The organism is Acrocarpospora macrocephala, assembly GCF_009687865.1.
In the GTDB taxonomy this organism is placed as follows: domain Bacteria; phylum Actinomycetota; class Actinomycetes; order Streptosporangiales; family Streptosporangiaceae; genus Acrocarpospora; species Acrocarpospora macrocephala.
The window spans coordinates 108429-121068 of the sequence record NZ_BLAE01000022.1 but is presented as its reverse complement, the minus strand read 5'-3'; the positions used below and the strand labels follow the sequence as shown (position 1 = coordinate 121068).

Here is a 12640-nt window from a genome sequence, read left to right as displayed (position 1 = left end):
ACCAGGTGAGCGGGCGAAGGGGACGAGGCACAGTTGGTGCATGATGTCCAGTTTCGTTCCGGGTCTTGAGTTGTCGAGGGCGTTCTATCGCGAGGTCGTGGGGCCGCTGCTGGGCGGGGTGGCGCATGGGGCGGCGCTGATCGGGCCGGGTTCGGAGGTGCTGGGTTTCGACACGGCCCGGTCGGCTGATCATGATTGGGGTCCCCGGGTGCTGGTGTTCGTGGCGCCGGGGATGGTGGAGGGCGTGCGGGAGCAGGTGTGGTCCCGGCTTCCGGCGGAGTTCGGTGGGTATCCGACGGCGTTCGGTTCCGATCGCCATCCGGTACGGCCCGGCGTGGAGGTGGCGGAGTTCGGGCCGTGGGCGCGTTGCCAGCTGGGCTTCGACCCGCGGGGTGAGATCACGGTGGAGGATTGGCGGTCGGCGCCGTGGCAGCGCCTGGCGGAGCTGACCTCGGGTGAGGTCTTTCATGACGGCCTGGGGGAGCTGGCGGCGGCGCGGGCGGGGTTGCGCTGGTATCCGCCGGATGTGTGGCGGTATGTGCTGGCGTGTCAGTGGGTGCGGATCGCGCAGGAGGAGGCGTTCCCGGGGCGGGCGGCCGAGGTGGGGGATGAGCTGGGGTCGTTGCTGGCGGCGGGCCGGCTGGTGCGGGATCTGATGCGGTTGTCGCTGCTGATGCGGCGCAGGTATCCGCCGTACGGGAAGTGGCTGGGGAGCGCGTTCAAACGGTTGAGCGGGTCGGCGGAGCTGGGGGAGGCGCTGAGCGCGGCGTTGCGGGCGGGGGATTGGCGGGCGCGGGAGGAGCATCTGTGCGTGGCGTACCGGCGGGTGGCGTCGGTGCAGAACCGGCTGGGGCTGGCGGAGCCGGTGGAGGGGTCGGTGCGGCCGTTCTTCGCGCGGCCGTTCCGGGTGATCGGGGGGATGCGGTTCGCCGAGGCGCTGATGGGGGCGGTGTCGGATCCGCGGGTGCGGGAGTTGCCGCTGGTGGGGACGGTGGATCAGTTCGCGGACAGCACGGACGCGCTGACGCGCTCGGATCGGGCGCGTTCGCTGGCGGCGGCGGTGCGTTGACAGCGGTCCGGCATGACTTCTATGGTTCGTTAGTATAGTAATGAACCAATGAGGCGGGCGATCCAGCGTGTTCGATGACCGGAGCCCGATCTACCGGCAGATCGCCGACCGCATCAAGGCCGATGTGCTGAGCGAGACGCTGAAGGGCGACGAGCAGGTCATGTCCACCAACCAGTACGCGGCCTTCTACCGGATCAATCCGGCCACCGCGGCCAAGGCGTTCCAGCAGCTCGTGGACGAAGGCGTCCTGTACAAGAAGCGAGGTATCGGCATGTTCGTCAGCCCGGACGCCCGGGAGAGCCTGCGGGCCGCCCGCCGGGAGAGTTTCTTCGCGGAGGTGGTGGATCCGATGGTGGCCGAGGCCAAGGCGATCGGCATCCCGCTCGGCGAGGTCGTGGGCCGGATCAACGAACTGGGGTCGCGATGAGGGTCGAGGTGCGGGATCTGGTCCTGCGTTACGGCGAGACGACCGCGCTGGACGGCATCACCCTGTCCCTGGGCGAGCACAAGATCTACGGCCTGCTGGGCCGCAACGGGTCAGGCAAGACGAGCCTGCTGTCGGTGCTGGCGGGCTTCCGCCGCGAGTCCGAGGGCGTGGTCCGGGTGGACGGGGCGCCGGTCTTCGAGCACGCGCCGGTCACCTCCCGGATCAGCCTGATCCGGGACGCGGGGGAGACCACCGACATCGGCACGGTCGAGGACGCGCTGTTCTTCGCCGAGTGGCTGCGCCGCGACTGGGACGGCGAGTTCGCCGACCAGCTGCTGGAGCGGTTCGCGCTGACCCGCAAGATGACGGTGAAGACCATGTCCAAGGGCCAGCGGTCGGCGCTTGGGGTGATCATCGGGCTGGCCGGGCGGGCGCCGCTGACCATGTTCGACGAGTCGTATCTGGGCATGGACGCGCCGTCCCGGCAGGCGTTCTACGACGTGCTGCTGGCCGACTACATGGCCCGGCCGCGGACGATCATCATGTCCAGCCACCTCATCGAGGAGGTGAGCCCGCTGTTCGAGCAGGTCGTGATCATCGACGCGGGCCGGGTGGTGGTGCACGAGGAGGCGCAGGCGCTGCTGTCGCGCGGCACCGCCGTGACCGGCGCGGCCGCGCCGGTGGACGCGTTCACGGCGGGGCTGACCGTGCTCGGCAGCCGTCAGCTGGGGGCGACGAAATCGGCGATGGTGTACGGCGTGCTCGACGACGCGCGGCGGCGTGAGGCCGCGGCGGCGGGCCTGGAGCTGGGCCCGATCGCCATGCAGGACCTGTTCGTCCACCTGACCGGAGGCCCCCGATGAGGTTCCCGACCCGGCTGCTCGCGGCCAACCTGCTGTTCGCCGCCCTGCTGTGGGCGGGCTATCTCGTCGTGGTCGCGCTGATCACGCTGGGCATCTCTGTCTTCGGCGAGGTGAGCGGCAGCGTCTGGGAGCCGGCCAGCCAGCTGCCCCGCTGGTATGTGCTGTTCACCGGGGTGACGCTGGTGCGCGAGTACCTGCCGATGTACATCGCGCACGGGCAGACGCGCCGCCAGTTCGGCGGCCAGGCGGCGATCACGATCGCGCTGTTCGCGCCGTGCGTGGCGGCGCTGATGACGGCCGGTTATCTGCTGGAAAACGGCCTGCACGCGCTGGCGGGCTGGCCGCAGGGGCTCAACCGGCCCCATCTGTTCGCGTCCACCTCCCAGGCCGGGCTGATCTTCACCGAGTACACGGTCGAGTACCTGGCGTGGGCGGCGGCGGGCGCGCTGATCGGCGCGGGCTTCTACCGCTGGCAGGGCGGCGGGCTGCTGACGATCCCGGTGGGGGTGGCGCTGGTGCTGGTGGCCGCGGGGGCGACCGGCTCCGAGCTGCGGATCCCGGTCGTGTCCCGCCTGTTCGGCTTCGATGTGGATCTGCCGCCGGGCCTGCCGGTGACGCTGGGGGTCGGGCTGGGGGTGTTCCTGCTCGGGCTGGCGCTGACGTGGCCGATCATCCGTGATGTGCCACTGCGAAATCAGCAGGGGTGAGCAGGGCGGGCAGGTCGGTGAGGGTGCGGATGGCGGGGATGCCGGGCGGGGGCGGGCTGGTGCCGTACCGGTCGAGCCAGATGCCGTGCATGCCGACCCGGGTGGGGCCGACGGCGTCGAGGTTGAGGTTGTCGCCGACCAGGGCGACCTGGTGGGGGTCGAGGCCGAGTTTGGCGGCGGCGGCCAGGTAGCAGCGGGGGGAGGGTTTGAAGTGGCCGCCGAGGGAGTCGGGGGTCAGGACCGGGTCGAGGCGGTCGAGCAGGCCGAGCCGCCGGAGTTTGGCCTCCTGCTGGACGGGCTGGCCGTTGGTGAGCACGCCGAGGGTCAGCCCGGTGCCGGACAGGGCGTCCATGACGGGGTAGGCGTCGGGGAAGGCCTGCCAGGCGGCTTCGTAGCGGAGCAGGAACCGGCCGTAGGCCTCGTCGAGGTCGGCGGGGACGGGCAGGCCGAGCTGGTCGCAGTAGTCGCGCAGGCGCCGGCGGCGCTGCTCGCCGAAGGAGCATTCGCCCTGGTGCCAGGCGGGCAGGTGCTTGTCCTCCAGGCGCAGCCACAGGGCGGGGCCTTCGGCGAGGAGCGGGTGGCAGGGGGAGAGCTCCGCCGTCCACGAGGTCACCGCGGCGGCGACGGCCGTGCGGTGGTCGAAGAGGGTCTCGTCCAGGTCGAAGAGGATGGCCCTGATCATGTCTGCCATCCTGGGTAACTGCTGTTACAGGGGAGTTTCCGCGATGTGAAACCGGAAACTCTGCCGTTTGCCGGCTGGTCAGGGCCGGCGGTCAGGTTTCCCGGGGGAATCTCAAATCCAGCTGCTGTACGCGAAGTCAGGATAGTTTTCGTGGAGGAGCCCGTGGAACCGTACATCCTCGACGCCGTGCGCACCCCCTTCGGCCGCAACCGCGGCGGACTGTCCGGCGTACGCGTCGACGACCTGGCCGCCCAGCGCTCATCAAACGCCACCCCGGCCTCGACCCCTCTGGCCCCGCCCCTGACCACTCCCAGACACAGGCCCAGACGGACGGCCCTCATCGCTATAGCCTCGTATTGCGCCCACGCTAGACAGCCACATCAGCCGCTATGCGGGGTGTCGGTAAGACTCGTGCAGCCAGGTACACGCGATCAAGTTCGCCCAGATCAGCGGTGGCCCTACTGATCGGTGGGAAGATGGCTGACGGCGTCTTCGAGGTCGGCGTGGGTAGGCAGGGTGTAGCGGCGGGTGGTGTCGAGGCGGGTGTGGCCGAGGAGTTCGGCGACGACGACGATGTCGACGCCCGCGCGCAGGAGGTTGGTCGCCAAGGTGTGCCGCAGGATGTGGGAAAGGGCGAGGGCGCCCGCGTCGTCGAGGATGTCGGCGTCAGCGGCGAGTTCGTCCATGAGCTGGTCGACCGCCCGGGCCGACAGACGCCCGCCGCGGCGATTGAGGAACAGCGCCGGGGTATCGGCGCCGGGCCAGGAGGCGCGGTCGGTGCGCCACTCGGTGATGGAGGTCCGCGCGGTGCCGTCCATTCGCAGTGGACTTCTTCGCGTACCCGCTCAGATCGGTCAACGGCGCACCCGATAGCGCAGGTGAAGCACCCGGTTGCCCTGAATCACCACGTCAGGATCCTCCAACAGGTGCTGCGCGTCGACCGACCCGAAGTAGCGCTTGCCGGACCCGAACACGACGGGTACGACGTCCATGCGCACCTCGTCGACCAGACCCGCGGCAAGCACCTGGCCACCGACGTCGCCAGCGGCGACCTCGACCAAGCGGTCACCCGCAAGCTCCTGCGCCTTGGCCACGGCTGCCTCGACGCCGTCGACGAAGTGAAACGGCGCCTCGGGGTCCCAGCCCTCGGGCATCGGCCGGTGCGTTACGACGACCACGTGGTCGATCCCGCTCGGAGGCTTCCCGTCCCAGCCGTCCGTCAGGTCGAAGACGTGGCGGCCGGCGATCGTCACCCCGATCTGGTCCCAGTACGCCCGGGTGTAGTCGTAGGACGTCTGCGACACCTTCAGCTCGCCGCTCTCGTCCAACGGGACGTCACCGCTGGACAACCAGTCGAACAGCGGTCCGGGCTGATCATTCTCGTCCGCGACGAAGCCGTCCACCGACACCGAGCTGTACATGACCACCTTGCCCACGGGGCTCTCCTCTGCTTTGGGGTGCCCCCAAATTAGCGTGTCGTGAGCTGTCGCTCTTGTAAGAAATCAATCGGCCGGCAGCGGCCAGCCGTCCAGCGCGTGGCCGGGATGTTCGCGCAGGAACCGCCGCCGGACTTCGACGTACCGGGTCGGCGTGAGCCCGGTGAACGCCCGGAACTCGTGGCCGAAGTGGGCCTGGTCGAAGTAGCCTGCGCCACCGGCGAGGTCGCCCCAGTCGATCGGTCCGGCGGGGTTGATCGCGAACACGGTGGCGGTGAAGCGGTAGGTGCGGGCCAGCCGCTTCGGCGTGACGCCGATGAGCTCCTTGAACCGCTGTGCCAGATGAGTGCTGCTGACACCGGCTGCCACGCTCAGGTCGCCGATCGCCACCGCCCCGCTGGCCGCCGCGATGACGCTGCTCGTATGGCGGACCAGCCCCAGACCGGCGGTCTCGCACAGCCGTCGCATCAGCTCCTCCTCGAGCAGCGTCAGCATCTCCTGCGGCCCGGCCGCCGTGGCCAGCCGGTCCCGCAGCTCGGCAATGGCGGGCCGGCCCCAAACCTGCTCCACCGTCACCGGCCGGTCGCACAGCTCGGCCGCGGGCATCGGCAGGAACGGCGCCAGCCCCCACGGCTTGACGTGCACGCCGACGGACCGGGTCCCCGGCGGATAGCCGAACTCGAAGGCGCGGGTGGGCATGGTGACCACGCAGCCGTCGGCGTACTCGGCCGTCTCGATGTCGGTGCCGGCGCGGATGCGGAACGGCGCCCCGAGGTTGACGATGAGCAACGCCGACGGACTCGGCGGCAGCATCAGCCGGGCGTACGGCGGCGCACCCTCCAGGTAGTAAAGGTCGTCGATCAGCCCGTCCAGCGGCGGTCGCGGCACTCTGGACACGTACTCCACGCCCACAGTATCGCCGACGCCCCGCCGGCATCGCGCGCCGGGATGGTCCAGCCGCGCTGCCGCCGGAACGGGCGAGCGTCCGGCGTTACGCAGTTGGTGTAGGAGGCCTTGAACACTCGCTGCTTGTGCTGCCGGTAAGAGGTGCCCTTCGCCTTGTGCTCTTGCAGCAACTGGACCAGCGTCCTGTAGCCGCCCGGCACCGCCGGGTAGATGACGTCCTCCACCCGCGACTCGGGTGACCCGAGAGCGGCCTCGGTCATCTTGAACAGAAGGTGTCGGTGATCTCACGGGACCGGCAGTACAGGTAGGCCGCCAGAAGCGTCACCTTGATGTCGTGCGGGTGGAACCGCAGGTGGGAGGGCGCTTCAGCGGCGACGCGGGCCCGCCAGGAGGCCAGAACCTTCGGGGCGACGTCGGCGAACAGGTCGTCCGGGAGGCCGACCTTGCGGATCGCGTTCAGGTACCTGGCTGCACGAGTCTTACCGACACCCCTATGCCCGGGCCGCCGACCGTCCGGGAGACCACGGATCTTTCGCCGCGTATTCCCAATGTCCTGGCCGCTCGTTACGCCGCCGCCGACCTGGCTCGGTTGTGGGCTCGGCGGCGGCCGGCCCGGGCAGGGGGCTGAGCGTGGATTCGCCGGTGGGCGATCACGAGGGACCGGCGTGTCGTCAGCCCTGGTCGCGGCGGGAGCCGGGCGCATCCTCCCGGCCCGCGAGATCAGCCGGACCGGCGGACGGCCGTCCCGGCAGGCCGTCAGGCGAGCCTGGGCGGGCGGGACGTAGCAGCGGGTGCGCGCGCATCGCCACCTCCAGCTCGCCCGGCAGTTCGTCGCGGTAGCGGCCGAGGGTGCTGAGGTCGCTGTGCCCCAGGACGCGGCGGACCGCGTCCATGTCCGTGCCGTCGGCCAGCAGGTGGGTGGCGGTGGTGTGGCGGAGCCCGTGCGGGGTGACCGTACGGCGGCGGTCGGGGTCCACCCGCTCCTGCACCCGATCGATGACCGCCTGGACGTCGCCCCTGGCCAGGCGTTTCCCGCGCCAGGACAGCAGCAGCGCCTTGTCGGGCACGGGCGGGCGCGCGTGCAGGTAGGCCGCCAGGGCGGTGGCGACGTCGCGGGGGAGCGGCACGTCGCGGGTCCGGCCGCCCTTGCCGAAGATGCGCCAGTAGCGGACGCCGTCGTTGGTGTAGAAGTCCTCGACATTGGCGCGCACCAGCTCCGACACCCGCGGCCCCAGCGTCGTCAGGAGCAGCACGATGAGCGCGTCACGCAGGTCGGTCCGCTGGTCGCGGCGGCGCGGCCGGGCCGGCGCGGCGGGGGAGCGGGCCGCCCCGATCAGACCCTCGGCCTGCTCCTTGGTGAGGGCCCGCCGTTCGGGACGCAGCCCGCCCCGCTCGCGCGCCACCACCGTCGCCGACGGCATCGGATTCAGCTGCACCCAGCCCGCCAGCGCCGCGTGCTTGAACATCGCCGACACCGACCGCCGGAACCTCGCCTGCGACGACGCGCTCTGCGCCGCCTCCGCGCCGGCGGCCGACCGGCGTTCGTCGGGTTTGCGGGCGAAGGCCAGCAGGATCGCGTCCACGTCCTCGCCCGACAGATCGTCCAGGATCCTGCCCGGGCCGGAGAGCCGCACGAATGTGGCCACATCCCGCGCGTACACCTCGCCGGTGCCCGCGGACAGGGCGCCGGTCACCATCTTGGCGCGGACCAGCTCCACATAACGGTCCGCGGCCTCCTCAACGGTCAGCCGATTCACTTCACCCGGGCGCATGACCCGAGACGATAGCGACCCCCACCGACATTTCCCGGCCGCCCGCCGCCACCCGGCCCGCGGGCGTCCAGGCACAATGGAGAAGATCGACACAAAGGGGGATAAGTCGTGACCTATCCGGACCCGGTGTACCTCGGCGACGGCGGCGAGATCAGCGCCACCTACCGCCCCGACGGGCAGCGGCCCGACATCGACTACGGCTCCGGCAGCGCCGCCCACTACCTCGCCACCGGCGCCACCACCAACGGCAAGTTCGGCCTCTACCGGTGGGAGATGGGCCCCCATCCGACCGGCCCCGCGCCGCACTTCCACCGCTCGATCAGCGAATCCTTCTACATCCTCACCGGCACCGTACGCATCTTCGACGGCACCCGCTGGATCGACACCGGCCCCGGCGACTACGTCCACGTCCCCGAAGGCGGAATCCACGGCTTCCGCAACGAATCCGGCGCACCCGCCTCCATGCTGCTGCACTTCGCCCCCGGCGCGCCCCGCGAAGGCTATTTCGAAGGCCTCGCCGAATTCGCCGCCACCGGCCGCCCCAGCGAGGAAGAACTCACCGAGTTCTACTTCCGCCACGACACCTTCTGGATCTGACCGGTTCCTTCTGGCCACCGGGCTAGGGGTGTGCCACGAAGTTCGGCATCGAACACCTCCCCGAAGGCTCCCGGGTGGGCGTCAACGGACGCCCCGACTACGTGCGCAGAGCCGTCGAAGGCTCGCTCCAGCGCCTGGCGCAGGCATGCCCGGCCTACGGCGATCCCAGCAGCTGGCGGGTGAGCGTGGCTGCCAGCCACTCCTGGTAGGCGTCGCCTGACCAGCCTGACTCCACTACCAGCAGGGTGTAGACCTCCGGGCTGGTCAGCGCCCACAAAATGTCGGCGGCGCGGGCGGGGGACAGGCCCTCGGGCAGCCGATCCCGCCAGCCCTCCGCCAGCGGGGCCTGCGCCTGGCGGCGGCGCCGGCCGCCCTCCTCCCACAAGGCCGCGAGCTCGCCGTGCGCGGCCGCGCGGAACACGTCCAGGATGTCCTGGCCCCGGTCGAACAGCGCGCGATGGTAGGCGGCGACCAGGCGCAGCTGCTCGGCCGGATCGGCGGGCGCGGCGAAGTCGAAGACGCTGCTGATCTCGCGGGCCTCGGCCTCGAACACGTCCAGCAGGGCCAGCAGGATCGCGTCCTTGGTGCCGAACACCTTGTAGACGGTCTGGACGGCGACGCCCGCCTCCTTGGCGATCTCCGAGATGGGCGTGGCCACGTAGCCCTGGCCGGCGAACAGGCGGCGGGCGGCGGAGATGATCTCGGCGCGGGTGGCGGCGGCCTGGATCTGGCGGCGGGAGGGCTTGTGCTCGGTCATGAGAGCACTTAATGTAGCATAAGTCTACTCAGTAGAGTGCAGATCTACTGAGTAGAGTAGACATCCACTGATTTGGAGATCGTCATGGAACTCTGGCAGATGGGAGCAGTCGAACTCGGACAGCTCATCCGGCAGCGCCGTACCACCAGCCGCGAAGTCGTCCAAGCCCACCTCGACCGCCTCGCCGACGTGAACCCCCACATCAACGCCGTCGTCGAAACCCGCACCGAACAAGCCCTCCACGCCGCCGGCCAGGCCGACCAGGCCATCCGCGACGGCCACCCCACCAGCCGCCTGCACGGCGTCCCGTTCACCCTCAAGACCAACATCGACCTCGCCGGATCGGCCACCACCCACGGCGTCCCCGCCCTGCAGCACGCCGTCGCCGCCGCCGACTCCCCGCACGTCGCCCGGCTCCGCGAGGCCGGAGCCGTCCCGCTCGGCCGTACCAACATGCCCAACTTCGGCTTCCGCTGGCACACCGACAGCAGCCTCTACGGACCCACGCTCAACCCCTGGGACCCCACCCGGACCCCCGGCGGCTCCAGCGGTGGCGACGCCGCCGCGGTCGCCACGGGCATCACCCCGCTCGCCCTGGGCAACGACTACGGCGGCTCGATCCGGTGGCCCGCCCAGGCCTGCGGCGTGACCGGCCTGCGCCCGACCAGAACCCGCGTCCCCTACCACTCCGCCGCGCCCGCCGAACTGCCCTTCACCCTTCAGATGTGCGCCACCAACGGCCCCATCGCCCGCCGTGTCGCCGACCTCAGAGCAGCCCTCCAGATCATCGCCGGCCAGCACGCTGCCGACCCCTGGACCGTCAGTGCCCCGCTCACGGGACCCGAACTGCCCCGCCGCGCCGCCGTCACCTTCGACCCGGCCGGCACCGGCGTCTCCCCGCACGCCGCCGAAGCCGTCCAGCGCGCCGCCGACACCCTCGCCGACGCCGGGTACGCCGTCGACCGCATCGACCCGCCCGACGTGGAATCGGCGGCCCGGGCCTTCGCCGCCCTGGCCGCCACCGAGATCCGGCTCAGCCCGCCGTTCTGGCACGAGAGTCTCAGCCCCGGCCAGCGCCGGTTCGTCGAGGACTTCACCGAGGCCACCGGCGTGCTCACCCTCGACTCCTACGTCCGCGCCCTGTCCGACCGGCTCGCCACCGCGCGGGCGTGGGCGCACCTGCAGGAGCGGTATCCGATCATCCTCGCGCCGGGCAACACCCACCCGCCGTTCCCGGTCGGGACCGACACGCGGGGGAGCGGCGCGGTCTCCGCGCTCATCGACCAGTCCCTGCTGGTCATCCTGGTGAACTTCCTCGACCTGCCGGCCGTCGTCACGCCCGTGGGGGTGTCCGGGGGGCTGCCGCAGGCGGTTCAGCTCATCGGGCCGCGGTACCGGGAGGACGTCTGCCTGCAGGCGGCGCAGGTCCTGGAGGATCGGTTCGGCACGTTCACGCCGATCGCGCCGCGGCCGGCCGAGCAGCTCGCCCACGTCTGAACGGGGGAGGATTCATGCGGCACCTGGCTATGGCCTTCGGGCTGACGCGGGCACTCCTCGGGCCGGCGGAACGCCGCGAAACGGGCGGTCGTGAGCGGGGGAGGGACTGTCTTCGGGAGATTGAGCGACGGGTTACCTGGCCGGACCGCGATCCGGATTCCTGACCGGGAACCAGCGGCGATCGTGTCGTATCCGCGTCCGGACGCGATGGAGGAACCCACCGCGCCCGGACGCGAGAGGACCGGAGACGAGTCATCCGGAAAACTCGGACCGGGGTGGCATTCCCTCGTGCCCACCGTCTCGGCGCGACGGTGGAAGGGACCGGACCGAACCTTCCAGAAGACGGGGACATGATCGAGGTGCGTTCCTTCACCACGGATACATCGGATGTTTTGTTGGCGTAACCGCACATGTCCTACACATTTCGTGACAATAGATACCACTTTTGATTTTTGTCAACAGAAGTCTGCCGATTCGTGACCAAAATCCGCCCTATGTGACGTTGTACTGCGGATTTAACGCAGAGTGACATGAATATTCCCCTGCGTACCGATCGGGTAAGGGTGACGGAACCATTGACCCCGTTCTGGTCGCGTAGTAACAATGTGATCGCTCGGCTCAACAGCGGTGGCATGCTCGCGGGCTTGACACGAATCACAGTGACGTGATCGGCGCACGCGTCCCTCGATCGAAAGGGAGTAAGCGTGAGCGACACGCATGCCCGAGAAGACTCGCTCCGCCGTAGCCTCGGACTCAACCGACGGCAGTTCATGGCCGCCACCACCGGCATGGCCGCCGCAGCGGCCATCCCGCTTGCCCTGCCCGGCGCGGCCCAGGCCGACCCCGCTCCCGTACGCGACGAGCGGCACGCCCTGGTGCCCGCGTCCCAGCGGGGCATCATCCTCTACACCGTCCGTGACGCCATCAGCCGCAACCCGCTGACCAGCCCGCTCCCGTCCGGCTTCCGCAAGGTGTTCGAGGCGCTCTCCGCGATCGGGTACGCCCAGGTCGAGTTCGCCGGCTACACCCAGAACGCCAACTCCGAAGGCGGCGCCAACCTCGAGACCGTCCAGGGCGCCCAGTTACTCCGTACCTGGCTGGACGACAACGGCCTCAAGGCCCAGGGCAACCACGGCTTCATCCCCGGCTCGTGGCCGCTCAGCCCCGCCGACCTGGACCGGTTCCAGCGAACCCTGGAGATCGCCAACATCATCGGCATGCAGCACGTCGGCACCGGCAACGACCCGACCAGCAGCAACTTCAAGGCCGACTGGGACCTCGCCATCGAGAAGTGGCACGGTCTCGGCCAGCTGGCCCAGGCGGCCGGGCTCAAGCTGTACACCCACAACCACGACGCCGCCTACAACTTCCTGCTGGACAGCGGCCCGCTGGACACGCTGGGCCGGCCGACCCGCTCCTCCGGCATCCGGAAGCTGGAGTACTTCCTCAGCCAGACCGACAAGCACTTCGTCTTCCTGGAGATGGACCTGTTCTGGGCGCACGTCGCGCAGTACAAGCACACCCTCTTCACCGCACCGGACGGATCGGTCCAGACCGACATCTTCGATCCGTTCACGCTCGTCCGCGACAACCAGAAGCGCTACCCGCTCTTCCACATCAAGGACGGCAAGCTCAACCCGGCCACCTCCAACGGCTACGACATGGTGCCGCTCGGCACGGGTGACATCGGCTACAAGGAATTCTTCAACCGGGTCAAGATCCGGGACAAGCACCACCCGATGTACGAGCAGGACAACGCCCCCGGCGGAACCGCCAACCCGGCGCAGTCCCTGGATTACGCCCGGCTGAGCTACGAGAACTGGGCAGCTATGAAGGAAGACCGCTTCTACGAGTAAGCGCGTCACCAGTCGCCTTTAATGCCGGACCGCCATGCGCATCCGCCGTTGCCCCGGCGGGCGTGGCGGTC

At 70.0% G+C, this 12640-nt stretch carries 13 protein-coding genes and 1 pseudogene; 7 read left to right on the top strand and 7 right to left on the bottom strand.

The genetic code is table 11. The features are described from left to right. The first annotated feature begins 40 nt into the window (after nt 1–40). The 4 genes from Amac_RS20435 (at nt 41) to Amac_RS20420 (ending at nt 3066) form a co-directional block, all read left to right on the top strand. A complete protein-coding gene (locus Amac_RS20435) occupies nt 41–1069 on the top strand; it encodes a DUF4037 domain-containing protein (RefSeq protein ID WP_218041190.1) in 1029 nt (342 codons plus the stop codon). 67 nt (nt 1070–1136) lie between these two features. Beyond that, the gene (locus Amac_RS20430; protein ID WP_155350479.1) at nt 1137–1496 is read left to right on the top strand and encodes a GntR family transcriptional regulator; all 360 of its coding nucleotides are present in this window, start codon (nt 1137–1139) and stop codon (nt 1494–1496) included. Continuing rightward, on the top strand, nt 1493–2359 hold the full coding sequence (locus Amac_RS20425; RefSeq protein ID WP_155355976.1) for an ATP-binding cassette domain-containing protein: 867 nt from the start codon (nt 1493–1495) through the stop codon (nt 2357–2359). The genes Amac_RS20430 and Amac_RS20425 overlap by 4 nt, the downstream gene beginning before the upstream one ends. Next, nucleotides 2356–3066: a hypothetical protein gene (locus Amac_RS20420; RefSeq protein ID WP_155355975.1), complete on the top strand. Its 711-nt coding sequence runs from the start codon at nt 2356–2358 to the stop codon at nt 3064–3066. Before Amac_RS20425 ends, Amac_RS20420 begins: the two co-directional genes overlap by 4 nt. Here the strand turns inward: Amac_RS20420 and Amac_RS20415 are convergent. From Amac_RS20415 to Amac_RS20390, 6 genes and pseudogenes are all read right to left on the bottom strand, one after another. Further along, nucleotides 3029–3748, bottom strand: a complete 720-nt coding sequence (locus Amac_RS20415; protein WP_170322577.1) for an HAD family hydrolase — start codon at nt 3746–3748, stop codon at nt 3029–3031. The genes Amac_RS20420 and Amac_RS20415 overlap by 38 nt on opposite strands. Before the next feature lie 458 nt (nt 3749–4206). Further along, entirely contained in the window at nt 4207–4566 is a 360-nt protein-coding gene (locus Amac_RS20410) for a tyrosine-type recombinase/integrase (protein ID WP_281356313.1), read from the bottom strand. A gap of 36 nt (nt 4567–4602) precedes the next feature. Next, entirely contained in the window at nt 4603–5184 is a 582-nt protein-coding gene (locus tag Amac_RS20405) for a dihydrofolate reductase family protein (protein ID WP_155355973.1), read from the bottom strand. A gap of 66 nt (nt 5185–5250) precedes the next feature. Further along, nucleotides 5251–6090, bottom strand: coding sequence for a helix-turn-helix domain-containing protein (locus Amac_RS20400; protein WP_218041189.1), 840 nt, complete (start codon nt 6088–6090; stop codon nt 5251–5253). Nucleotides 6091–6182: 92 nt separating this feature from the next. After that, a pseudogene (locus Amac_RS58390) lies at nt 6183–6550 on the bottom strand (Tn3 family transposase); the annotation flags it as partial. 211 nt (nt 6551–6761) lie between these two features. Next, nucleotides 6762–7862: a tyrosine-type recombinase/integrase gene (locus tag Amac_RS20390; protein WP_155355972.1), complete on the bottom strand. Its 1101-nt coding sequence runs from the start codon at nt 7860–7862 to the stop codon at nt 6762–6764. A 108-nt stretch (nt 7863–7970) separates the two neighbouring features. Between Amac_RS20390 and Amac_RS20385 the strand changes: the two genes are divergently transcribed. Beyond that, nucleotides 7971–8459, top strand: a complete 489-nt coding sequence (locus Amac_RS20385; protein ID WP_155355971.1) for a cupin domain-containing protein — start codon at nt 7971–7973, stop codon at nt 8457–8459. Between the two features lie 154 nt (nt 8460–8613). Here the strand turns inward: Amac_RS20385 and Amac_RS20380 are convergent, their stop codons facing one another. Beyond that, the gene (locus Amac_RS20380) at nt 8614–9216 is read right to left on the bottom strand and encodes a TetR/AcrR family transcriptional regulator (RefSeq protein WP_155355970.1); all 603 of its coding nucleotides are present in this window, start codon (nt 9214–9216) and stop codon (nt 8614–8616) included. A gap of 84 nt (nt 9217–9300) precedes the next feature. On the opposite strand from Amac_RS20380, the gene Amac_RS20375 reads away from it, so the two are divergent. Both Amac_RS20375 and Amac_RS20370 read left to right on the top strand, forming a co-directional pair. Next, a complete protein-coding gene (locus tag Amac_RS20375; protein WP_155355969.1) occupies nt 9301–10713 on the top strand; it encodes an amidase in 1413 nt (470 codons plus the stop codon). A gap of 704 nt (nt 10714–11417) precedes the next feature. Then, the gene (locus Amac_RS20370; RefSeq protein WP_218041188.1) at nt 11418–12569 is read left to right on the top strand and encodes a sugar phosphate isomerase/epimerase family protein; all 1152 of its coding nucleotides are present in this window, start codon (nt 11418–11420) and stop codon (nt 12567–12569) included. The last annotated feature ends 71 nt before the right edge of the window (nt 12570–12640 follow it).